This is a genomic window from Pedobacter nototheniae, assembly GCF_032678625.1.
GTDB classification, from domain to species: Bacteria; Bacteroidota; Bacteroidia; order Sphingobacteriales; family Sphingobacteriaceae; genus Pedobacter; species Pedobacter nototheniae_A.
Window position 1 is genome coordinate 143535 of record NZ_JAVTSO010000005.1, and the last position, 23998, is coordinate 167532.

Consider the following 23998-nt stretch of genomic DNA (forward strand, 5'->3'; position numbering starts at 1 on the left):
TGCTGAAATAATTCCACCTGACGGCCATCTTTAATGAATGCTATTTCCTTTGGCTTTATTTTTGTATTTAAAGTAACACATGAAAAAAATATTTTTGTTTTTATTGTTAATCCCGTTCTTTTTCAAAAGTTACAGTCAGGAAATTAATCGTTTCAATCCCGATACCATTAAAACGATAACGCTTGATTCTACCGTAAACATTAAAGCTGAACGTTTAAATATTGAAACTTTCATCAATGCCATTATAAACGATACCACATTTTATCAATCTTTCAGGGATATGAAACGGTATAGTTTCATTGCCGAAAACCGCATTTATACCTACGATAAAAAAAATAAAGTTGATGGTCGCATTTACCGCAAACTTCGCCACAATAATAGTGGTCCTTATAAAATAGAATATTTAGTTAAGCAGGATACTGGCAAAGTATATAAGAAAAACGGCAAGTATCAATTGTATACAGTAGAAATGTTTGATTACATTTTTATGAATGCCTATAGTTCTGACTTTGTTAAAAACGAACCGATGGATGGCAAAAAAGGGGGCACAACAAATGAAGGCTATAAAGTAAAACTCAAAACCTTAATTTTTAATCCGGGCCGACCGGTAAAAGGTATTCCGTTTATAGGAAGTAAAACGGAGATTTTTACGGCCAATATGCGGCAGTATTATGATTATGGGTTTACCAGTGGAACTTACCTGGATTCGATTCCCGTTTACCGGTTTAAAGTTTCTGTTAAGCCTGAACTAAGCAGCTGGACCAAAGATGGGATCATGATTAAAGAGTTGGTGACCATTTTTGATAAACGCAATTTTAACATTCTTGGGCGTTATGTAGATATGAAATACAGTAACATGCTTTTTGATTTCAATGTACAAATGAATATTGAAATGGGTTATTTTGGAGAAGATAAGTTGCCAACTAAAATTACCTACCAGGGAAACTGGAATGTTCCTTTTAAGAAGGAAGAACGGGCAAGTTTTCTGATTTTGCATAAAGACTATAAGCTCGAGAAGCACAAATAAGGATTTAATTAGGGTTAAAAGATTTATTATCTTTAAACGTTTTAATTAAACCTCACTCCATGTACCAACATCATTTTTTTAAACGAAGTGTATTTATTGTTTTAGCTATATTTTCAATAAGTAGCAACTTAAAAGCACAGGTATTAACATCTAAGCAAATCGATAGTTTAAGCGAAAAAGTTTTAACAGCCTTCGATGTGCCGGGCATGGCCGTTGCGGTAATTAAGGATGGAAAAGTGATTCATGCAAAAGGTTACGGGCTACGATCGTTAAAATCAGCCCAAAAGGTAGATGAAAATACACTTTTCGGTATTGCATCAAATACTAAAGCTTTTACAGCCGCCGCTTTAGGAATGCTGGTTGATGAAAAAAAGCTCACCTGGGAAACAAAGGTAACCGATGTTATCCCCGAATTTAAAATGTTCGATCCATACGTTACGGCAGAATTTACCATCAGCGATTTACTTTCGCATAGGAGCGGTTTAGGCTTAGGTGCCGGCGATTTAATGATCTGGCCTGATTCTTCAACGGTTTCTAAGAAACAAATTATCCATAACTTAAGATATCTAAAACCTGTATCGAGCTTTCGTACCCAATGGGATTATGACAACTTATTGTATATCGTTGCCGGGGAAGTTATAGAACGTACTGCAGGGGTGAAGTATGAGGATTTCATCGAATCGAAGATTATGCAGCCTTTAGGCATGACAAAAAGTGCTTTGTCGTTTAATCGTTTAAAAGATAAAAGTAATATTATTGATGCCCACGCACCCGTAAATGGAAAAATTAGTGTAATACCTAAAGATTTTTCGGAAAACAGTAATGCTGCGGGTGGGATTAACACCAGTGTAAACGATTTGAGCAAATGGGTATTGGCGCAGCTTAATGGAGGGAAATATGGTGATAATTTAGATAAAACCTTATTTAGCAAAGCTGCACAAAATCAAATGTGGACATTACACAGCATTATTCCGGCAGGAAGAGGTTCATATAACAGGCATTTCTTTGGGTATGGCCTGGGCTGGTTTTTAAGTGATGAAAAAGGAAACCTGGTTGCCGAGCATACAGGTGGTTTAGCTGGTATGGTAAGCGAGGTAACTTTAATTCCTGAATTAAAACTCGGAATTGTTGTTTTAACCAATCAGCAAGCTGGCGGTGCTTTTAATGCCGTTACACATGCTATTAAGGATGGTTATTTTGGTGTAACGGGAAAAGACAGGGTTAAGGAACAAGCTGCGGGAGCAAAAGCTGAGGTAGACTATGCTAAAAAAGTAACAGATAAAATTTGGGCAGATATTACTGCTGAACAAAAAAATGCAACCAATGCGGTTAGCAATAAAAAATATTTAGGAACCTATTCTGATGTTTGGTTTGGTGAAGCAACCATTAGTGAGCAAAATGGAAAAATGCATTTCCAGGCTAAAAATTCTCCAAAACTAAGAGGCGATATGGTTTACTATAAAGGCAACACTTTTATTGTAAAATGGAACGACAGGAGCCTGGATGCTGATGCCTTCGTGAATTTCTCACTTGATAATAATGCAAGCGCAAATGGATTTAAAATGGAAGCCATTTCACCATTGACGGACTTTAGTTTTGACTTCCAGGATCTCGATTTTAAGAAAGATGATCAGAAATAATATGAACCATTGAACATAAATTATGAAAAACCTATTTAAAACAAGTATTGTACTTTGTATCTGCTTAACTTTTCTAACAGCAATGACTTATAAACCAAAACGTATTATCTTTTTTGGTGATTCTATTACCCAGCAAGGCGTATCAGCAAATGGCTACGTAACCTTGATTAAAAAAGCTTTAGATTCTGCGAAATATACTGTTACAGGTGCGGGAATTGGCGGTAATAAAGTTTACGATTTATATTTGCGATTGGAAGATGATGTGCTGAATAAAAAGCCCGATTTGGTGGTTATTTATGTCGGTATTAATGACGTTTGGCATAAACAATCGTCGCATACCGGAACAGATTATGATAAATATTTAAAATTTTATCAGGCATTAATTAATAAAATTCAAGGTGTGGGAAGTAAGGTGGTATTGTGTACACCCTCAGTGGTTGGTGAGAAAAAAGATGGCTCCAATGAGTTGGATGCAGAGTTGAATAAATATGCCGCTGGTATTAGGGAACTCGCCGCTAAGAACAATCTTCCGCTTTGCGATTTAAGAAAAGTTTTCACCGAATATGAAGCTAAAAACAACCCTGAAGATAAAGAAAAAGGGATTTTAACCGTTGATAGAGTACACCTCAATGATATTGGAAACAAGCTGGTTGCAGATCAGTTGCTGCCTTTGGTAAAATAGGCACCCACATTGCGAACAGAAGGCCGGGTTTGTGCGATGGAGTGAAGCAATCTTTAGGTTTTTGAATAAGAAATTAAATAGTGAGAGAGATTGCTTCGTCGTACCTCCTCGCAAAGACGCTGATGTTTACGTCATTGCGAACAGAAGGCCGGGTTTGTGCGATGGAGTGAAGCAATCTTTATGTTTTTGAATAAGAAATTAATAGTGAGGTAGATTGCTTCGTCGTACCGCCTCGCAAAGACGTTAATGTTTACGTCATTGCGAACAGAAGGCCGGGTTTGTGCGATGGAGTGAAGCAATCTTTAGGTTTTGGAATTGAATAAGAAATTAAATAGTGAGGTAGATTGCTTCGTCGTACCTCCTCGCAAAGACGCTGATGTTTACGTCATTGCGAACAGAAGGCCGGGTTTGTGCGATGGAGTGAAGCAATCTTTATGTTTTTGAATAAGAAATTAAATAGTGAGAGAGATTGCTTCGTCGTACCGCCTCGCAAAGACGTTAATGTTTACGTCATTGCGAACATAAGGAAGGTTTTTGTGCGATAGGGTGAAGCAATCTCCCTGTAAATCGATAAAATATGGAGCGTGGCGGAACAGTTTATATTTTGACAAATTTTACCCATACCACATTATATACAGGAGTTACTTCTGATTTATTGTTCCGTATAAAAGAGCATAAAGAGAAAGAATATCCTAATTCTTTCTCGGCGAAGTATAACACGGATAAACTTGTTTATTTTTGCTCTTACAGTTCTATTGAGGAGGCAATTGCGGAAGAAAAAAGGATAAAAGGTGGTAGTAGAATAAAGAAGATTAAATTAGTTCAATCTATGAACCCAGAGTGGAGGGACTTGTGGGCAGAAGTGAAAGAGTGGTAATATTCATTATTTTTGTCAAAAGATTGCTTCGTCGTACCGCCTCGCAAAGACGCTGATGTTTACCTCATAGCGAACAGAAGGAAGGGTTTATGCGATGGAGTGAAGCAATCTTTAGGTTTTGGAATAAGAAATTAAATAGTGAGGTAGATTGCTTCGTCGTTCGGCCTCGCAAAGACGTTAATGTTTACGTCATTGCGAACAGAAGTTGACGAATAAAAATAAAATATGATTAACCGCGAAACGATAGATAAGATAATGGATACCGCCCGCATTGAGGAGGTAGTAGGGGATTTTGTGCACTTAAAAAAACGCGGAACCAGTTTAATCGGTAATTGTCCTTTTCATGGAGAGAAAACACCATCTTTCCACGTATCAGTTACCAAAGGTATTTATAAATGTTTTGGGTGTGGTAAAGGTGGAGATTCGGTTCGTTTCATCATGGACCACGAAAAATATTCTTATCCTGAAGCACTTAAGTTTTTAGCAAATAAATACAACATCGAGGTTGCTGAAACAGAATTAACGCCGCAGGATGCAGAAGCACAAAGTGCAAAGGAAAGTCTTTACATCGTTTCTCAATATGCAGCTGCTTTTTTTGTAAAACAACTTTGGGAAACAAATGAAGGCAAAACAATTGGTTTAAGCTATTTTAAAGAACGCGGTTTTAGAGAAGACATTTTAAAGAAATTCGAAGTTGGTTATTCACCGGATGTTTGGGACGCGATGACTCAAAGTGCCATTAATAATGGGCATAATCTGGAGTTTTTGGAGCAAACCGGTTTATCGATCAAGAATGATAAGGGTAAAATTTATGATCGCTTTCGCGGTCGCGTTATGTTTCCAATTCATAATTTTACAGGCAGGATTATCGGTTTTGGCGGACGTACCCTAAAAACAGATAAAAATGTTCCGAAATATGTAAACTCACCAGAGAGTGAAATTTATCATAAATCAAACGTATTATATGGGCTTTTCCATGCCAAAAAGGCCATTAGGGATTTGGATAACTGTTACCTGGCAGAAGGGTATGCTGATGTACTTTCGGTACATCAGGCGGGTGTGGAAAATGTTGTTGCCTCTTCCGGAACTTCATTAACCACCGAACAAATCAAACTAATCGGGCGTTTTACGCAAAATGTAACCATCCTGTTTGATGGAGATGCTGCAGGTATAAAGGCTTCTTTGCGTGGTTTGGATATGATTTTGGAAGAAGGACTAAACGTGAAAATTGTTTCCTTCCCCGATGGGCACGATCCCGATTCTTACATGCATCATGTAGGAGCAGGCGCATTCAAAATCTATATAGAGAACAATAGAAAGGACTTTATTTTATACAAAGCCAATGTGTTGTTAAAGGAGGCCGGTAATGATCCGATTAAAAGAGCAGGTATTATTAGAGATATTGTAGAAAGTATCGCGAAAATTCCTGACCCGATTAAAGCCTCAGTATTTATAAGAGAATGTAGTAGTTTGCTCGAAATTGAAGAACGTATCCTTTTAACAGAGTTGAATAAAATGCGTTCAGCTAAGTTGAAGAAAAGCTTCCCGTCAAATAACAGCAGTGCTTATTCAAATAATAATTCATATTCATCAGGCCCTCCCGAACCATTAGGGCCACCAGATAATCTTTGGGATGACAATGCCGGACCTGATGGTATGCCGGAACAGGTTGATGCAGATGAGCATCAGGAAAAGGAGATTGTACGCCTGTTGCTGGCTTATGGGCACGAATTTGTAAACTGGGATAATATTGACGATATGTATATCGGCTCTTTCATCGTACAGAATTTAGCTGACGTTGAGTTTACAGATCCGCTTTGTAAAAAGATAATCGACTATTATAAAATAGAATTGGAAAATGGCCGTTTGCCAACAGCAAATCATTTTATAAAACACGAGGATAGAACAATAGCCGATTTGGCCATTACGCTTTCTACCTCTCCATACTCGCTAAGTGAAAATTGGTTAAATAAACACCTTATTTACGTTAAAGATGAATCTTCAAACTTAAAAGCTACAATTCTTGGTGGAATTTTTCACCTGAAGAAAAGAAAGGTTGATGATATTTTAACTTCTCTTTTAAAAGAAATTAAAGAAGAAAAAGATGGAGATAACCAGGCAATTTTAATGCAGCGTTACGCAACTATTAAAAATGTAGAAAGGGATATTTCTAAGTTTTTAGGTTCTGTGATTGTTAAATAATGATTGAACGACGGAAATATGGCACTTCATAATGACTTAGGAAAATTAGGTGAAAGCATTGGAAAGCGCTATTTAGAAGAAAAAGGCTACGAAATTTTAGATGAAAACTGGACCTATGGTAAAGCTGAAATAGATTTAATCGTTTACCAAAATGGCCTGATGGTTTTTGTTGAAATAAAATCCAGAAGTTCTGTGGCATTTGGTCAACCAGAAGAGTTTGTAAACCAGGCCAAACAAAAGCAAATGGAATTGGCTTCGCTTGCCTATATTGAAATAATGAACCATCAGAATGAAATTCGTTTTGATGTAATTGCCATTACATTTACAAAAGATCACAATTATACACTAAAACATATAGAAGATGCATTTTGGCCAGCGGATTAAACAAATTAAAAATACTTTTTTTATAGGTACTACGGTTCTATTTGCAAGTGCCTGCCATCCGGAGGTTACTGCCGTTTATAGGAGCTTTATATCCCCTGAATCGGGAACAAACGTAGCTTTAGGAAAAGAGCTCGACATAAATATCCAGTTTGGGAAAGAAAAACCAGTAGATTCTGTCATTTACTTTATTGATTCTACTAAAATCGTTTCTCAAAAAGATACAGCCGATATTAAACTAAAAACCGCAGGCTTTAAAATGGGCAGCCACTTGATTACGGCAAAAATTTATAAAGATGGTCAGTCAGAAGATTTAACCTCGAATATTAATATTTTAGCAGCTCAGGCACCAGTAGAATACACATATAAAGTGATTAAGACGTTGCCACACGATACCTCTTCTTACGTAGAAGGATTGGAATATCATGATGGATTTTTTTATGAAAGTGCTGGAAGTTATGGTACTTCAAGCTTGAGGAAAGTTAATGTTAATACCGGGAAAGTAATACAGAAAACCGATCTCGATAAAAAATATTTTGGAGAAGGCATTACAGTGGTTGGTAATAAAATAATTCAGTTAACTTACCGGGAGAAGGTTGGTTTTGTGTATGATAAAGCGACCTTTAAAAAACTGGCTGAATTTCCTTATACGGTTGGAATAGAGGGCTGGGGCCTGGCTTTTGATGGCGCGAAAATTTTGAACACTGATGGCTCAAACACCATTTATTTTCTTGATAAAGATACATATCAAAAAATTGGATCAATTGATGTTTTCGATGATAAAGGACCAATTAAACAGATAAATGAACTGGAATACATTGATGGAAAAATTTACGCCAATGTTTACACCACAAATAATATTTTAATAATTAATCCTGAAACAGGCGCAGTAGAAGGAAAAATCGATCTTTCAGGGCTTTTACCTAATGGATATTTCAAAACAGAAGATGAAATTGCAAATAATGTGCTTAATGGAATTGCCTATGATAAAGCTGGTAAAAGGTTATTTGTAGCCGGTAAAAAGTGGCCAAATATCTTCCAGATTCAAATTGTTAAAAAATAAATTTATATACCAGTCTGAGCTTGTCGTACGATGTGTTTTTCTAAACAAATCATTTCGGCAAGTTCAGCCTGGTAAACTTTCTATTTATTCCTTTTTTTTACTCGGTTCGCTTATATAACCATTAAAAGTAATGGGTTGCCTGTTGGTGCTGATTGCATTTAAGCTGGCGTAGCCGTTTGTAGAAACGCTAAGTGTTAACCTGTAATTTTCCCTTTTAACATCCTTAGTGTTAATCTGAATGGTATAACTTCCCTTCTTGTTTTTAGATTGCGTATAAGTAAAATCCTTTGAAGTAAACTTTATGCCACTTTCATTAGGGTCAAATGAGGCATTAAAAGCACGCCCGTAATAAGGAAGGTAAGCCACAATGCTATCGGGTGTTATTTTTAAATCGTATTGCGAGCCTGATAAATTAATTATACCTCCGGTTTGTCCACCAGGCATCCTTGCCATCACCTTTGAAACATCCATATTAGACATTGGTGTGGCTGAGTTTGCAACAAAAACGAAGTTTTTATCTCCAACAATTCTTACGGTTGTTTCTTTATCGGTTTGAGCAAAACCCTGGGTTGCTACTACAAGGAGTGCAATACCCATCAGATATTTTAAATGTTTCATATTCAATTGTATGTGTTTAACAATTTAATGATGCCGAAAGTGTTGTAAATCCATAGATGATAATTGAATTTATATTAAAGATACTAATTATAATGGCTGTTAAATGCACAAACTGGTCATCTTATCGATGTGTTCACAGGGCTGTGATCTGCGGCAATCTCCACTAAATTAATTCCATAAACCAAAAAAGCCATTTCTTAATTAAATAAGAAATGGCTTTTAAAAAAAACGTTAAATTCGGCGGTTATTTTGCAGCTACAGGCGACGCGTAGTTGTCGAACTGATTAACGGTGAAACCGGCTTTCTTTAAACCTTCAATAAACTGTTCTGTTTTGCCCACAATAACAACACGGGTATTATCGTGGTTAAAATATTTTTTGGCAACTCTTAAAATATCATCTGTATTTACCGCATTGATTTTTTGAAGGTAAGTACGATAGAAATCTTTAGGTAAATTATTAATTAAAATATTGCTGGCAAAAGATGCAGTACGTGCAGGGTTTTCCAGTCCTAAAGCAAACGAACCGTTATAAAGGTTTTTAGCATTCTGCAATTCTTCGGCAGAGACCTTTTCTGTACGAATGAGTTTAATTTCTTTTAAAAACTCTACAACAGCACTATCAACTTTTTCGTTTCTTACAGCAGCGGTAGCCGAAAATTTAGATTGAAAACGGCCGGCACCTGTGTTGGCATATGCGCCATAGGTAAAGCCATGTTTTTCGCGCAGGTTGTTAAATAATCTGGACTCAGAACCCCCGCCCAAAATTTGATTGGCCAACAATACGGCAAAATAATCAGGGCTGCTCATTGGTAGCTCAATCAGGTTGGTTACGGTAATTTCAGATTGAACTGCATTACTTACATTAACCACATCCACCTCAGTTTTAGCCGGATTATTTACCATAGAAAGCTTAGGTATGGTGAGTGCAGTACCTTTCCAATCGCCAAATGCCTTTTCGGCGATAGCCTTTGCCGCTTCTGGTTTAATATCACCTACAAAAGTTAAGAAACCTCTTGAAGGTGTGATATACTGCTTGTAAGCAGCCTTAACATCGTCTAATGTTATTCCGTTAATGGAAGCCTCGGTAGTAAACTCTCCGTTAGGATGATTTTTTCCGTAAGCAAGGGCATTTACAACCCGTGCAGAAATGGCTTTGGCACTTTTCTCGCTTGATTTTAATCCGGTTAACGTTTGGGATTTAATTTTTTCAAAAGAAGCCTGTGGAAAAGAAGGCTGGCGAATGCCTTCAGCCATTAATATAAACGCACTGTTAAAATAACGGGTTAAAGCCGATACACTGCCGCCATAGGAACCTAAATTTACATCTGCACCAAGCTGATCAACAGCCTCGTCAAATTCTATTTTAGTTTTACCTGTCGTTCCTTCGTTTAACATACTGCCCATTAACGATATTACGCCGGCCTTGGCACCTTCTGTAATAGGTCCAGCATCAATGCTGTAATTAGCCGTTATTTTAGGCAGTTTATGGTTTTCTACAACCAAAACGGTTATTCCATTTGATAATTTATAAACAACGGGGTCGCCGATGGTAATAACCGGGGCCGGACCTGGTTTAGGTTTTTGGCTGCGATCTATAGTTTGTGCTGATATGCCCTGAGCCAATAAGGAAACAGCAGCTATAATGAATAATTTTTTCATGTTCTGAAATGTAATTAATTTGAAAATAGTTTTTAGCTGTTATTTTTTTGGTAAGTAATACAATACAACCCTTTGATTTTTGTTCAGATATTTTTTTGCAACGTCTCTGATTTCTTCGCGTGTAATTGACCTGATTACTTCTAATTGTTTGTTGATATCGTTACTATCCTTATTGTGGAAAGTATAACCGTTTGCTAAATTTTCAGCTACCCCCAGCATTCGGCTGTTGGCACTTACATAGCTGTTTTCAAATTGATTCTGGAGCTTTTTATAATCACTTTCACTAATTAGATCCGTTTGAAGGCGTAAAACCTCATCATCCATATCTTTTAATAAATCATTAAGTGGAGTATTTTTATTTGGTAATGCAAGCGTAATGTAGGCGCCATAATCTTCCAATGTATAATTAAAGGCCGCCACTTGCAGTGCCGTTTTTTTCTGATCAACCATTTTAGTGCTTAATCTTGAACTTCCGCCACCAGATAAAATTGAACTAATCATACCTAAAACTTTATTATCCCTGCTTTTCATGCCTGGTACCCGGTATGCGGCAAAAATTGCGGGAATCTGGATGTTGGCATCATAGGCTGTATCGATAATTTCTTTAGTAATTGCAGGTAATTCGTAAGCTTTTCGTACTACAGGTTCGCCTTTTGGTACTTCAGCAAAATAAGATTTTACCAGCGTCTTTGTTTTATCAATATCAATATCACCAGCAATGGTTAATACAGCATTGTTAGGCACATAATACTTTTTAAAGAAAGCAATAAATTCACTTAATTTTGCTGCATCTAAATGTTGCATAGAACCAATTGGCTGCCATTTGTATGGAGAACCGTCGAAAAGATGGCTAAAAATTTTCTCGGTAAATTTACCATAAGGGGCATTATCAATGCGAAGGCGTTTTTCTTCTTTGACCACTTCATTTTGTGTTTTCACCCCGACTTCGTTAATAACCGGATGTAACATGCGTTCGCTTTCCAGCCATAAACCAAGCTCAAGCTGATTAGATGGGAAAATTTCGTAATAGAAGGTACGATCCTGACTGGTGTTGGCGTTATTCTGCCCGCCATTGCTGCTTACCAGTTTCATAAAATCGCCTTTCTTTATGTTTTTAGAGCCCTCAAATAAAAGGTGTTCAAAAAAATGGGCGAAACCGGTCCGGGTGGTATCTTCATCTTTAGAACCTACATGGTACATAACAGATACCGCTACAACTGGCGCAGTTTTGTCTTGATGTAAAATTACATGAAGACCGTTGTCAAGATCATATTCCGTAAACTGTACTTTTTGGGCAAAAGCACCAAAGCACAGACCGGATATGGCCATTGTTAAAAGGAATTTTCTTTTCATTTTTAAATAATAATGTTTAGTAAGGATTCTACCTGAGTAGATAACTATAGGGTTAGTTGGCCTAAATTAAAAAATATATCACAAAAAAAGGCAGCCGCAGGCTGCCTTTTGATATTTAGGGTAATATTATTCTATCTCCAAGCTTTATATTGATTGATTAACCCGTTTGTTGAGCTGTCGTGGCTTGAAACCTTACCTGCGTCTTCGAGTTCAGGAAGTATTTTTTTAGCCAGTTGTTTACCTAATTCAACACCCCATTGGTCAAAGCTAAAAATGTTCCAGATTACCCCTTGTACAAATATTTTGTGTTCGTATAGGGCAACTAAGCTTCCAAGGCTATATGGCGTAATTTTTTTTAATAGAATAGAATTTGTTGGACGGTTACCTTCAAAAACCTTAAACGGTGCCAGTTTTTTAATTTCAGCCTCTGTTTTGCCGTCTTTTTTTAACTCAGCAGTTACTTCTTCCTCTGTTTTGCCATTCATTAAAGCTTCTGTTTGCGCAAAGAAATTTGAAAGTAAAATAGCATGGTGTTCGCCAAGCGGGTTTAAACTTTGGGCCGGGGCAATAAAATCAGCAGGAATAATTCTTGTGCCTTGATGGATCAATTGATAAAAAGCGTGCTGTCCATTGGTTCCAGGCTCTCCCCAAATAATCGGTCCTGTTTCATAATCAACTTCGTTTCCGTTTCTATCCACATGTTTACCATTACTTTCCATATCGCCCTGTTGGAAATAAGCTGCGAAACGATGTAAATATTGATCGTATGGTAAAATCACCTGAGTTTCGGCATTATAAAAATTAATGTACCAAATGCCCAGTAAACCTAAAATAACCGGAAGATTGCTTTCAAATTCTGCCGTTTTAAAATGGTTATCAGTAGCATGTGCACCTGCAAGTAATTGTTTAAAATTGTCGAAACCAATACTTAATGAGATCGATAAGCCAATAGCACTCCATAAAGAGTAACGACCACCAACCCAATCCCAAAACTCAAACATGTTTTCCGTATCAATTCCAAATGCAGCTACATCTTTTGCATTGGTTGAGAGGGCCGCAAAATGTTTGGCGATATCGTTTTCTTTTCCTCCCTTTTCTAAAAACCAGCTGCGTGCAGAGTGTGCATTAGTCATGGTTTCCTGGGTGGTAAAAGTTTTCGAAGCCACTAAGAATAAAGTCGTTTCGGCATTTAAACCGGCTAAAGTTTCAGCGATATGCGTACCATCAATATTGGAAACAAAATGGATATTTAAATGATTTTTATAGTGCTTTAATGCTTCTGTAACCATTACAGGTCCCAGGTCGGAACCGCCAATGCCAATATTCACAATATCGGTAATTGCCTTGCCAGTAAAGCCTTTCCATTCGCCGCTTATAATGCTGTTGCTAAATTTTTCCATTTTACCCAATACGGCATTTACTTCAGGCATCACATCTTTACCATCAACTAAAATGGGGGTATTGCTCAGGTTACGCAGGGCAATGTGTAGAACGGAACGGTCTTCAGTTTCGTTAATTTTATCGCCATTGTACATCGCTTTAATTGCTTCGTCAAGCTTACACTCGCGGGCAAGTTGCATCAGTAATGCCAAGGTTTCATCGCTTATTCTGTTTTTACTGTAATCAAGCAAAATATCTTCAAAGAAAACCGAAAACTTAGTAAAACGATCAGCATCGCTTTCAAAAAGATCCTTAATACTTTTTTGGTTAATATCTATAAAATGGTCAGCCAGGTATTTGTAAGCTTCCGTTTCGGTAAAATTTATTTTTGGTAGCATATTCTTTTTGTTTTTGTAAAAGTAATAAAGCAAAAATTTAAAATTGTCTTTTAAGGTTCAAAAACAAAAGAATTTTTTATTTCAATTAAAGCCTTAACTTGCATATAGATTCCTATTGACAGTTAAATCATCCTCATTAAATTAATAAGAAATAAAAACGATCATGTTAGAAAACTTAAATGAATTAGTGCGGGAAAACGCACAGGATGCTGTTGTTAACAATAGCGCAATACCAAACGAGCATAATGAAGCCGTAATACAAGCTGCTTCAAGTTCTATTTTTGATACCCTGAAAGATAAATTAACTTCGGGTGATATAGGCTCTTTAACCGACATCTTTAAAAGTGAAAATGCAGAAGGTAGCGCCGTTGCTACTCAGGCTTCAGGTACTTTTGTTGATAAATTAAGTGCTTTGGGCATTAGTGGTGATACGGCCAAATCTATTGCAGCCAGTATTATCCCGGTTATCATTAGCAAGTTTACGCAGAAAACCAACGATCCTAACGATAGTTCATTCAATATTCAGGATGTAATTGGTAAGCTGGCAGGCGGAGCAGATGGTAAATTTGACTTATCAGATGTAGTGGGCATGTTTGGTGGTGGTAATAAAGACCAGGCGGCCGGCGCACAACCAGAAGGTGGTGGCATTCTTGATAAATTAAAAGGCATGTTTAATTAGAAACGATATAATGTTGAAAAAAAAGCTATGCAAATCTGTATAGCTTTTTTTATTGGCAGCTTGTCGTAATTTGCTTAAATTGATTAGATTAGGGCATTTAAGCCATCTGTTTCTATGAAAATATTTTATTTACCCCTCTTTACACTTTTATCGGTTAGCACATTTGCCCAAAAATCAGATCAAAGGGCCGCGGTTTCAAAAAAGGCTGATGCCATTGAACAAAAAGTCATCAGCTGGCGTCGCGATTTTCACGAACATCCCGAACTGGGTAACCATGAAGTTAGAACAGCTGATATTATTGCAAAACATTTGGAATCCTTAGGTTTTAAAGTAACAACCAGCGTGGCTAAAACTGGAGTTGTAGGCATATTAAAAGGCGGTAAACCAGGGCCTGTTGTAGCTTTGCGAGCTGACATGGATGGCCTGCCGGTAGTGGAAAGAGTTGATGTTCCTTTTGCATCAAAAGTAAAAACAACTTATAACGGACAAGAGGTTGGGGTTATGCATGCCTGTGGGCATGATAGCCACATGGCCATTTTAATGGGCGTGGCAGAGGTGCTGGCTTCCATGCAGAAAGATATTAAGGGAACGGTAAAGTTCATTTTTCAGCCTGCAGAAGAAGGTGTTTCGGCTGGGGAAGAGGGCGGAGCAGCACTGATGATCAAAGAAGGTGTATTGGAGAATCCTAAAGTAGATGTAATTTTTGGTTTGCACATCAATTCGCAAACTGAAGTAGGCGTAGTAACCTATCGCCCGGGCGGTACAATGGCCGCAGTAAACGACATGAAAATTATAGTTACAGGTCGGCAGGCTCATGGCGCCTACCCCTGGAGCAGTATAGATCCGGTTGTTGTTTCGGCTCAAATTATTAATAACCTGCAAACCATTGTAAGCAGAAATTTAAATGTGACTGAAAATCCTGGTGTAGTAACTATTGGTGCTATAAATGGTGGTGTACGCTCGAATATCATACCCGAGAAAGTAGAAATGCTGGGAACGGTACGTAATTTTAGTAAAGAAGATGAAGCCATGTTTATTGATAGAATTAAAACCATTGTAACGAAAACAGCTGAAGCTGGCGGGGCAACTGCCGAGGTTAAAATTCCATACAGCAACCACTATCCGGTAACTTTTAATGATGTAGCTTTAACCGAAAAAATGCTTCCAAGCATGCAGGCAACAGCGGGGAAGGATAACGTTAAACTCAAGCCACCTGTAACCGGTGCTGAAGATTTTTCTTTTTTTCAGGAGAAAGTACCCGGATTATTTGTTTTTTTAGGAGGAATGCCAAAAGGTAAAGATCCTTTAAAGGCCCCTTCGCATCATACGCCCGATTTTTACATCGATGAAAGTGGTTTTGTATTGGGGGTTAAACTGTTATCTAATTTAACACTTGATTACATGGAGATGAAGAAATAATTGAAAATCTTCTCCGGCCATTAAAAAAATATATAAGTACATTTGCGTAATGACTAAAGAACAAATACAGGATTTAAGTTCCAGAATAACGGAACTGAGGAGGCATCTTTGACGTTGATGAACTACTTTATGCCATCCGTGAAGAACAAAAATTAACCATGGCACCCGATTTCTGGGATGATCCGAAAAAAGCAGAAAAGGTTCTTGCAAGCATCAGCTCAAAGAAAAAATGGACTGATGGGTTTGATGAAGCAAACGGCGCAGTAGAAGATGCTGTTGTGATGTTTGATTTTTATCAGGCAGGAGATGCTTCAGAAGAAGAATTGCAGGAGCAATTTGATTTAAGTAAACAGGCTGTTGCCGATCTTGAATTGAAAAATATGTTGAGCAGCAAAGAAGATCAGCTTTCTGCAGTAATGCAAATTACAGCAGGCGCCGGTGGAACCGAAAGTTGCGACTGGGCCTATATGCTGATGCGTATGTACATGATGTGGGGCGAGAAAAACGGCTATAAAATTACAGAGCAAGATAGGCAGGATGGAGAAATTGCGGGGATAAAAACGGTAACCATTCAATTTGACGGTGATTTTTCCTATGGTTATCTGAAAGGAGAAAATGGTGTTCACCGGTTGGTGCGGATTTCGCCTTTTGACTCAAATGCACGTCGGCATACTTCTTTTGCCTCCGTTTACGTTTATCCATTGGTAGATGATACCATTGAGATTAACATTAATCCTGCTGATGTAGAGTTTGAAACTTTCAGGGCTGGTGGAGCCGGTGGACAAAATGTAAACAAAGTCGAAACCGCTGTTCGTTTGTACCATAAGCCTTCGGGCATTATTATTAAAAACCAGGAATCAAGGTCTCAATTGCAGAATAAAGAAAATGCATTGCGTTTATTAAAATCTCAGCTTTACGAAGTTGAACAAAGAAAACGTAATGAAGAAACGGCTGCAATTGAAGGTTCAAAGAAGAAAATAGAGTGGGGCTCGCAAATCAGAAGTTATGTATTAGATGATCGCAGGGTTAAAGATCATCGAACCAATTACCAAACTTCAAATCCGCAAGCGGTTTTAGATGGCGATATTAACGATTTTCTGAAAGCATATTTAATGGAGTTTTAATTGAAAATAATGATAAAATCATCACTTTTAAGCATCCTGTTCTTTATGACAGCAACTTATGTGCAGGCACAGCAAATTATTCCATTGTATCAGGATACCATACCCGGATCTAAATACGCAGAAAACTACAAAGAAGTTTCGGAAACGGGACAGGATGGAATAATAAGAATCAGCAAGGTTACTGTGCCAGATCTTATGGTTTTTCAGGCACCGGCTAATATCGCTAATGGTGCTGCGGTAATTATTTGTCCTGGTGGTGGTTATAGTATTTTAGCGTATAACCATGAGGGCACAGAAGTGGCTAAACGCTTTAATGAAATAGGTGTTACGGCTTTTGTATTAAAATACCGCTTGCCAAGTGATGAAATTATGGTGGATAAAACCTATGCTTTGCTTCAGGATGCTGAACAGGCCATTTATTTAGTTAGGAAAAATGCCCGGCAATATGCTGTTAAGCCAAATAAAATCGGCGTTATGGGCTTTTCTGCCGGAGGCCATTTAGCTTCAACGTTGCTTACCCATTACAATGACCTAAAAATAAGTGATGCTGAAAAAATTAGTTTAAGACCTGATTTCGGAGCTTTAATTTATCCAGTAATTAGTTTTGAACAATCGGTACACACCGGAACTATGAAAAATTTGTTAGGCCCAAATCCTTCAGATGCTTTAAAGCATTATTTTTCGGCAAATCAAAATGTAACTAAAAAAACGCCGCCAATATTTTTAGTTCAGGCAGAGGACGATAAAACGGTTTCTGTTCAAAACAGTATTTTGATGAATGACGCCCTCATAAAACATAAAGTAAAAACAGAATTATATTTATACGCCAAGGGTGGCCATGGTTTTGGTCTGCACAATAAAACTTCGGATGTAGATTGGTTTAATTTACTAAGAGACTGGCTTAAAAATATTTCAGTAATATAACTTGCTTAAGAAAATATAAAAATGAATAAGGAAATAAAAATCTTACTGTCTGCAGTTTTTTTATTGGCAATGGTTTTTATCATTAGCTGTAAAAAAACAGCTGATACTGATCCTGTAATAGACCAGGGCTGTAAGGCCGTTAAAATTGAAGCATTTACAGAAACCACTTTAGATAATACGTACAACCTTACTTATGATGCAAATAACCGGGTTATTCAGCGGGCAGGTACAACAAATACCTTCAATATAACATATGACACGGATAAAGTAACCGTTAAAGGTACCAATGGCGGCAATTTGGAAGTTACTTTAAGTGCCGGCAAAGCAGTTAAGGTAGCAAGTACTGGTACAAGCAATTACGAGGCATATACCTATACCAACGGATATATTACCACGGTAGAATACTATGAAGCCGGTGCTTTAAAATCAACATATACTTTAGCTTATTCGGGCGGTAACTTGGTTGGCATTACCCGGAAAGATGTTGGTTTTAGTGCTGATCAAACGGATGTAACTACAATTACCTATTCATCAACCCTAACCAACCCTAACTTACAGTTTATAGAACCATTTAACACAATGGTTTCGAAATTTGATGCGCCATACCGTATATATGGCAGTATGTCGGTAGGTATTGCAACCAAAGTGGTAAATACCCAATCAACAAAATCAGGAACGGTGGTGAATCAAACCATTACCACAAACGATTATACCTTCAATAAGGATTTAATTTCCAATAATTCGACCGGGCAGGATTTTACCTCTAATTATACCAGTATCTTGAATAAGAAAAATGTAAAAACCTTAGCAGATGCCACAACGCTTACGGATGTAACAACAAACCTAAAATACAATTTAGCTTATACCTGCAGGTAGATTACTTAAATGTGGTGAGGGGATGGTTTTATCGGTTTAATCTTTGTTTTCGGCAATAATATCCTGCAATTTGTTCAGTTCAGCAACCTTCTCGGTAGCTCCTGCGTTTTCGTATGCCGAAATTAGATTTCTAATCACTCTTCTAATAATATCGGTGTTGGAGCAGGGGCGATAATATTCAGGTAAAGCTTCTAAATTTAACTGTCTTAAAAACTGATCCACATCGTGTTTGCCAAATATATTACCACGATTAAAAGCATTAATGTAAAAAAGCACACCATATTCGCTACCATCCTGTTTGCTTTCATCAATATAGCCTAAAATAAAATGCTGCGGTAAATTGATGCCATAAACCGGTAAATCCAGTTTTTGGGCTAAAGTAGAGTAAATTATGGCTAAAGAAATTTGATTTCCCTTTTTGCTCTCCAAAACCTGGTTTAAATAAGAATTCTGAGGATCGTGATGGTTTTTTGTATTGCCACCAAAGCCATATTGCTGGTAAAGCACGTGGTTAATCAGTTTTACTTTTTCAACCGAGCTCATTTCATACTGCAAGCCAAGCCAAATGTCACGTTTAATTTCTTCCAGCTGGTTAATTATTTTCTGCTCATCCAAATCAGGGTATTGATAGCGGTTAATAATCAATGCACCCTGTAATAAATCAAATGCGCCACTTAAATACCATAAGTTTAAATCCTCCTTAACGGTATTAAATTGGATCTGGTGAACAATGTTTTCTATACGTTCCTGTAAAAGACCATCAAAAGATTGTTCCCAGGCATTTTCTAAATAATGAATCACCGACCCACCATATTCCAGTAGCTTTTGCTCAACATGCTGATAAACTTCATCATCAGGATCATCAAGCAATTTTACTAAAGCACTTATCTCTGCGTTATTTTCCATAAAATGTACATCCATTTGCGGCGTTTAATTACTTTTGCAATAATATGCTATTTCAATTTATTACAGATTACCTAAAACACCGTTTAACAGCTAAATCGAGGCACGGCACACATTCTCCATTTGCCTATAAACTGGCCGATGAGGTAATTTACGATTTTACCCAGAAAACTGAATACAAAAATATAGAAGCGCAGCGAAAAAAACTTTTTAATGACGATTCTGATATTACGGTTACAGACCTTGGAGCGGGTTCTCACCTGAATAAAAACCGAACAAAGAAGGTAAGTCAGATTGCAAAAAATGCACTTAAAAGTCCACGTTTGGCGCAGCTGATTTATCGCCTGGCCAAAAACACAGAAGCCAAAAATTTAATAGAACTTGGAACTTGCCTGGGCATTACAACGGCGTATTTATCAGAAGCAAACCCGGAGGCAGCGGTTATTACCATAGAGGGGTGCCCGCAAACGGCAGAAGTTGCCCGGCATAACTTTAAAGCATTGGAATTGAATAATATCGAACTCCATGTAGGGAATTTTGATTTAATCCTGCCTGGTATTATTGATGAGCAGCAACATTTGGATTTTGTATACATTGATGGTAACCACCGAAAGGACGCTACACTGAATTATTTTAAATGGTGTTTGCCAAAAGTTCATGAAAACTCCTTGCTTATTTTTGATGATATTTACTGGAGTCAGGGTATGAAAGAAGCATGGGAAGAAATTAAAAATCATCCTGATGTTATGGTAACAATTGATTTATTTTGGATAGGGCTTGTTTATTTTAAAAAAGGACAAGCTAAAGAACATTTTAAACTTAAATTTTAAAATTAATTTTCAATTCATGAAGCGGTTTTTGATATTAACCTTTAGCTTACTTCCGTTTTTGTGCTTCGCACAAGAAGTCAGGACACAAATCATCGGGAAAATCAATTTCCCTGAGGATGACAAAAGCTCGCGGTTGATTTATTTTGTTTATCAGCTTAAAAATCAGTCTATTTTAGACAGTACCTTGGTAAAAAACAATGCCTTTACGTTTGATAAGAGTTTGAGCCCCAATGTTAAAGTTAAATTGCTGTTTACAAAGCCTGGAACTTCTCCAAATCAGGCAGCAGACCCTAATATTTTAAATTTTTTTGTTAAAGAGGGTACTGTTCATGTAAATGCAACGGGCTATTTAGGAAGAGCGAAAGTGACCGGAGTGCCTATGCAGGATGAATACGCTGCCTTTAAGAAAGTGTACCTGAAAATAGATACAAATTTACGTTTACTTGGGTGGAAGAAAAAGAGAACAAAAGCTACTGATCCCATAAAGATGAAAGCAGTAGATGGACAAATAGATTCCGCACGGAATGCTAAAATGAAACTCTTAGCTACATTTTTAGATCAGGATATAAACAAACCTTATGCACCTGATGCAATTTTAATGTATTTAAAAGCCAACGGCTCTACGCTTAATTTAGATAAGGCGCAGGCATATTTTAACAAATTGCCTATGGAGCAACAAAAATCTGTTGATGGCCATGATATTATTAAAGAAATAGCCGACATAAAGGAGAAAAGAAAAAAGAACTAATCCGTCTAAAAACCATGACTACTTTTACAAAAAATATTTTCCTGTTCAGTTTAGTTTTTTTTAGTTCATTATGTGCCTTTGCCCAAAAGCATGGTAATGTAATTAATGTACTGGAGGGTGTCCATTTTTACGATGGTTATGCAAAGCCAGTAAATGAGCCGGTGCAGACAGGTTTAACAAGGTTAAGCAATACCAAGTATATGCGTAAACTTACTGATGAGGAGAAATCGAAAGTAGGCAATACGTTAAGTGTTAAATTAGTGGTAACTGCCGGTTGTGATAATTATGACCGGATAGGACGAGTAACTTTATATAAAACCCCAAAAAATAAGCCTTACGATGATGTTCAGGCAGAAGCATATGAACTGCTGCGCATTATGACCCCTTTTATGTATAAGTCTCGTAGGCCTGATCAAATTCCATATATCGCACAGGCAGATCAGGTAACGGGTATGTTCAGAGATAAAAACAGTGATATTTGGGTATTAACAGAAATTTTCGGTACAACCGGAGCGGGGCAGAAGGAAGTAATTGGTTGTGATGGTTCCTTGTTAACTTTTACCGTTTCAGTCGATTTTATCAGTGATAAGAGCAAAGCAAAAGGTACTACACAAATAACACCATTATTAAGCTATTTTCCTTTAGATGGCAAGGATACTACTGCCGGCCATAACGCTAAGGAAATTGAGTTTACAATTGCTAAGAATACAAAATCTGCTGTGTTATACCTGATTTCATCAGGGCATGGAGCCGGTGAGAATGGTGAAGAATACAATTGGAGAACGCATGTGGTATATTTAGATGGGAAAGAATATACCCGCTTGGAAATGAATCAGAATTGTAGCCCTTTTGAAATTTACAACACCCAACCCAATGGGATTTATTTTGGCAATATTGCAAATGAGCGCCGAAGCTGGTGCCCTGGTGCAGCTGTGCCGGTTCGTATAGTTAACCTGGGGCCTTTAAATGCTGGCAAGCACCTTTTAAAAATTGCCGTACCAGAAGCTGTTCTGTTAAAAACGGAAAGCAATTACCTCTTATCGTGTTACCTGGTTACACAGTAAATTCAAATCAACTGTAATTTTTTTAAAGGATCATACATTTCTACGATCCGTTTTGTGCTATTTTTTAAGGTAATTTCCCTGTATATCAGTTTTTTAATTCTTGTAAACTGATTTTTCAGTCATATAACTTATTTTTCAGTTGCTAAACTGAAAAATAAGTTATATGTTTGGGTATGGAAGAATTAACGAAGACAGAAGAGCGTATAATGCAGGTTTTATGGAAACTGCAAAAGGCATTTGTTAAGGATATTATTGATGAACTGGACGAGGAACCTAAACCACCGTACAATACCATTTCATCAATTGTAAGGCTTTTAGAGAAAAAGGGTTATGTTGCGTATAAAGCTTATGGCAAAACCTACGAATATTACCCAGCCATAAGCAAAGATGAATATGCAAAAACAACTTTTACCAAGTTGTTTTCAGGTTATTTTGACAACTCTGTTAGCAACCTGATTTCTTTCATGGTAAAGAAAGAAAACCTGAGCCAGCAGGAAATAGAAGAGATTCAGAAAATTATTAACCAGGAAACGAAACCATGATCTTAATTTATTTATTGAAAGTTTCTGCTTGTGCAGGTATTTTCTTTCTGGTGTACCACCTCCTGCTATCAAAACTTACATTCTTTAGGTTAAACAGAATTTACCTGCTCCTTATGTTATTGATAAGTTTTGCCATTCCAGCAATTACGCTTGAGCACCGCCAGGAAATTTTTACGCAACCTGGAAAGGAAATCCCCAAGCCAAGTTACAGTAAAGATGCATCAGCGGAGAAAGACTATATCAATTCGGGAAATGAAACTTCTTTAGCTATAAACTGGTGGCAAGATTTAACCTATTTGTATTATTTAATTTTAGGTCTTTTATTTATACGTGCGCTTTACCTCTTTGGTTATGTGCGTTATCATCTAAATAAGAATAAAATAAATACGGAGGGCAATGTCATTTCTGTAAATGAAAATTCGCGGATTAAGAATTGTTCTTTTTTTAATAAAATTATTGTTGATTACTCACTTCCAAAAGCGCAGCAGCAACTGGTTATTCAGCACGAATCTATCCATGTTATGCAATGGCATGCTATGGATAAATTGCTGGTTAACTTAGCGGTTTCAATACTTTGGTTTAATCCTTTTATTTACCGCTGGCGCAATGCGCTGGATCATGTACACGAATATCTGGCAGATGAGGCAACAACTGAAGTGTATGATAAGAAACAATATGCTTCGCTTTTGCTTAATCTTGCCACGCCATTAAACGGTTTTGCTATAAATAGTTTTAGTAAACTTCCACTAAAAAGCCGGATTAGTATGCTGTATAAAAAGCCTCATGCAGATGTTAAAAAGCTTGTTTACCTGATCATTATCCCCCTTGTTTTTCTGTGTTGTACGGCATTTGTAAATCAAAAAGATGTCTTAATCTATAAAACAGTTTCGCCCCCGGTTAATATTAAGCCACAACAGGCTTTAAGAACAGAACCTTTAAACACAATTAATAATCAAAGGAAGCGTATTTCAAAGACGCAGCCAGTCGAAAATAATGTTTCACCAGCGCTCAATTTAGAAAACCAGGCAGAAGCTGAAAAAATTATTGTTGATCAGGAACTGGTTTTGGTTGTAGATGCGGGACACGGTGGAAAAGATGAAGCAACAGAAAGCCCAAGTGGTATCAAGGAAAAGGATTTGAACTTGAGGGCTGCAAAAATATTAAAAGAAGAAGCGGCTAAAAGAAACATTAAGGTGCTATTAACCCGTGATAAAGATGAATATGTAGCACTTAAAGATCGATTACCTGATGAAAATGCTACTGCATTTATTTCTATACACCATAATTCTACCCCCAATCCAATGGTAAAAGTTCCTTTCAATGGAATAGAAGTATTGGTTTCGCAATCAAATCCTGAAATTAAAGCAGTTGAAATTTTTGGCGTAAATGTTATCCATGCGCTTAATCGACTCCATGGAGTGGAGGTTAATGGCAGTTTAAGAAATGCAAATTTAATGCTGCTCAGAGAATCTAAAATTCCTGCAATTATGATTGAGTTAGGGAATATGCAGGATGAGAACAGCTTGGCTTATACAAACGACGAAAAAAACCTGCGGAGAATAAGTAATTTGATTTTAGATGGTTTTGTAAAGTTTTCAAAATCTTAAT

22 protein-coding genes are annotated in these 23998 nt (G+C 37.2%); 17 read left to right on the forward strand and 5 right to left on the reverse strand.

Features of this window, described 5'->3' with window-relative positions:
• Positions 1 to 79 precede the first annotated feature (79 nt).
• The 7 genes from R2Q77_RS15475 to R2Q77_RS15505 all read left to right on the forward strand — a co-directional run bounded on the left by R2Q77_RS15475 (position 80) and on the right by R2Q77_RS15505 (position 7872).
• Positions 80 to 1027, forward strand: a complete 948-nt coding sequence (locus R2Q77_RS15475; RefSeq protein ID WP_316804631.1) for a hypothetical protein — start codon at positions 80 to 82, stop codon at positions 1025 to 1027.
• Positions 1028 to 1086: 59 nt separating this feature from the next.
• Entirely contained in the window at positions 1087 to 2667 is a 1581-nt protein-coding gene (locus R2Q77_RS15480) for a serine hydrolase (protein ID WP_316804632.1), read from the forward strand.
• A 22-nt stretch (positions 2668 to 2689) separates the two neighbouring features.
• On the forward strand, positions 2690 to 3349 hold the full coding sequence (locus R2Q77_RS15485) for an SGNH/GDSL hydrolase family protein (RefSeq protein WP_316804633.1): 660 nt from the start codon (positions 2690 to 2692) through the stop codon (positions 3347 to 3349).
• Between the two features lie 577 nt (positions 3350 to 3926).
• The gene (locus tag R2Q77_RS15490; RefSeq protein WP_316804634.1) at positions 3927 to 4226 is read left to right on the forward strand and encodes a GIY-YIG nuclease family protein; all 300 of its coding nucleotides are present in this window, start codon (positions 3927 to 3929) and stop codon (positions 4224 to 4226) included.
• Positions 4227 to 4451: 225 nt separating this feature from the next.
• Positions 4452 to 6428, forward strand: a complete 1977-nt coding sequence (gene dnaG / locus R2Q77_RS15495; protein ID WP_316804635.1) for a DNA primase — start codon at positions 4452 to 4454, stop codon at positions 6426 to 6428.
• 18 nt (positions 6429 to 6446) lie between these two features.
• Positions 6447 to 6812 carry a YraN family protein gene (locus tag R2Q77_RS15500; RefSeq protein WP_316804636.1) on the forward strand — a complete coding sequence of 122 codons (366 nt, stop codon included), beginning with the start codon at positions 6447 to 6449 and terminating at the stop codon, positions 6810 to 6812.
• Positions 6790 to 7872 (forward strand): glutaminyl-peptide cyclotransferase, encoded by a 1083-nt coding sequence (locus R2Q77_RS15505; RefSeq protein WP_316804637.1) that lies wholly within the window; start codon positions 6790 to 6792, stop codon positions 7870 to 7872. The genes R2Q77_RS15500 and R2Q77_RS15505 overlap by 23 nt, the downstream gene beginning before the upstream one ends.
• 84 nt (positions 7873 to 7956) lie before the next feature.
• Here the strand turns inward: R2Q77_RS15505 and R2Q77_RS15510 are convergent, their stop codons facing one another.
• From R2Q77_RS15510 to pgi, 4 genes are all read right to left on the reverse strand, one after another.
• Entirely contained in the window at positions 7957 to 8490 is a 534-nt protein-coding gene (locus tag R2Q77_RS15510) for a DUF4251 domain-containing protein (RefSeq protein WP_316804638.1), read from the reverse strand.
• Positions 8491 to 8734: 244 nt separating this feature from the next.
• Positions 8735 to 10150: a pitrilysin family protein gene (locus R2Q77_RS15515; protein ID WP_316804639.1), complete on the reverse strand. Its 1416-nt coding sequence runs from the start codon at positions 10148 to 10150 to the stop codon at positions 8735 to 8737.
• Positions 10151 to 10189: 39 nt separating this feature from the next.
• The gene (locus R2Q77_RS15520; RefSeq protein ID WP_316804640.1) at positions 10190 to 11503 is read right to left on the reverse strand and encodes a pitrilysin family protein; all 1314 of its coding nucleotides are present in this window, start codon (positions 11501 to 11503) and stop codon (positions 10190 to 10192) included.
• A 131-nt stretch (positions 11504 to 11634) separates the two neighbouring features.
• A complete protein-coding gene (gene pgi / locus R2Q77_RS15525; protein ID WP_316804641.1) occupies positions 11635 to 13281 on the reverse strand; it encodes a glucose-6-phosphate isomerase in 1647 nt (548 codons plus the stop codon).
• 163 nt (positions 13282 to 13444) lie between these two features.
• On the opposite strand from pgi, the gene R2Q77_RS15530 reads away from it, so the two are divergent.
• From R2Q77_RS15530 to R2Q77_RS15550, 5 genes are all read left to right on the forward strand, one after another.
• Entirely contained in the window at positions 13445 to 13960 is a 516-nt protein-coding gene (locus R2Q77_RS15530; RefSeq protein WP_316804642.1) for a DUF937 domain-containing protein, read from the forward strand.
• A gap of 114 nt (positions 13961 to 14074) precedes the next feature.
• Positions 14075 to 15379 carry an amidohydrolase gene (locus R2Q77_RS15535; RefSeq protein ID WP_316804643.1) on the forward strand — a complete coding sequence of 435 codons (1305 nt, stop codon included), beginning with the start codon at positions 14075 to 14077 and terminating at the stop codon, positions 15377 to 15379.
• A gap of 49 nt (positions 15380 to 15428) precedes the next feature.
• A protein-coding gene (prfB, locus tag R2Q77_RS15540) for a peptide chain release factor 2 (RefSeq protein WP_316804644.1) occupies positions 15429 to 16503 on the forward strand; the annotation gives its coding sequence in 2 pieces (ribosomal slippage) (positions 15429 to 15488 and positions 15490 to 16503; 1074 coding nt in all).
• 9 nt (positions 16504 to 16512) lie between these two features.
• Entirely contained in the window at positions 16513 to 17427 is a 915-nt protein-coding gene (locus tag R2Q77_RS15545) for an alpha/beta hydrolase (protein WP_316804645.1), read from the forward strand.
• Positions 17428 to 17448: 21 nt separating this feature from the next.
• Positions 17449 to 18303 (forward strand): hypothetical protein, encoded by an 855-nt coding sequence (locus tag R2Q77_RS15550; protein WP_316804646.1) that lies wholly within the window; start codon positions 17449 to 17451, stop codon positions 18301 to 18303.
• A gap of 36 nt (positions 18304 to 18339) precedes the next feature.
• Here R2Q77_RS15550 and R2Q77_RS15555 read toward each other — a convergent pair whose 3' ends face one another.
• Positions 18340 to 19209: a transglutaminase-like domain-containing protein gene (locus R2Q77_RS15555; protein WP_316804647.1), complete on the reverse strand. Its 870-nt coding sequence runs from the start codon at positions 19207 to 19209 to the stop codon at positions 18340 to 18342.
• A gap of 44 nt (positions 19210 to 19253) precedes the next feature.
• On the opposite strand from R2Q77_RS15555, the gene R2Q77_RS15560 reads away from it, so the two are divergent.
• The 5 genes from R2Q77_RS15560 (at position 19254) to R2Q77_RS15580 (ending at position 23997) form a co-directional block, all read left to right on the forward strand.
• Positions 19254 to 20036: a class I SAM-dependent methyltransferase gene (locus R2Q77_RS15560; RefSeq protein ID WP_316804648.1), complete on the forward strand. Its 783-nt coding sequence runs from the start codon at positions 19254 to 19256 to the stop codon at positions 20034 to 20036.
• A gap of 16 nt (positions 20037 to 20052) precedes the next feature.
• Positions 20053 to 20784, forward strand: a complete 732-nt coding sequence (locus R2Q77_RS15565) for a DUF4369 domain-containing protein (protein ID WP_316804649.1) — start codon at positions 20053 to 20055, stop codon at positions 20782 to 20784.
• 14 nt (positions 20785 to 20798) lie between these two features.
• On the forward strand, positions 20799 to 21848 hold the full coding sequence (locus R2Q77_RS15570) for a peptide-N-glycosidase F-related protein (protein ID WP_316804650.1): 1050 nt from the start codon (positions 20799 to 20801) through the stop codon (positions 21846 to 21848).
• Positions 21849 to 22021: 173 nt separating this feature from the next.
• Positions 22022 to 22390, forward strand: a complete 369-nt coding sequence (locus tag R2Q77_RS15575) for a BlaI/MecI/CopY family transcriptional regulator (protein WP_316804651.1) — start codon at positions 22022 to 22024, stop codon at positions 22388 to 22390.
• A 113-nt stretch (positions 22391 to 22503) separates the two neighbouring features.
• Positions 22504 to 23997, forward strand: a complete 1494-nt coding sequence (locus tag R2Q77_RS15580; protein WP_316804652.1) for an N-acetylmuramoyl-L-alanine amidase — start codon at positions 22504 to 22506, stop codon at positions 23995 to 23997.
• Position 23998 lies beyond the last annotated feature (1 nt).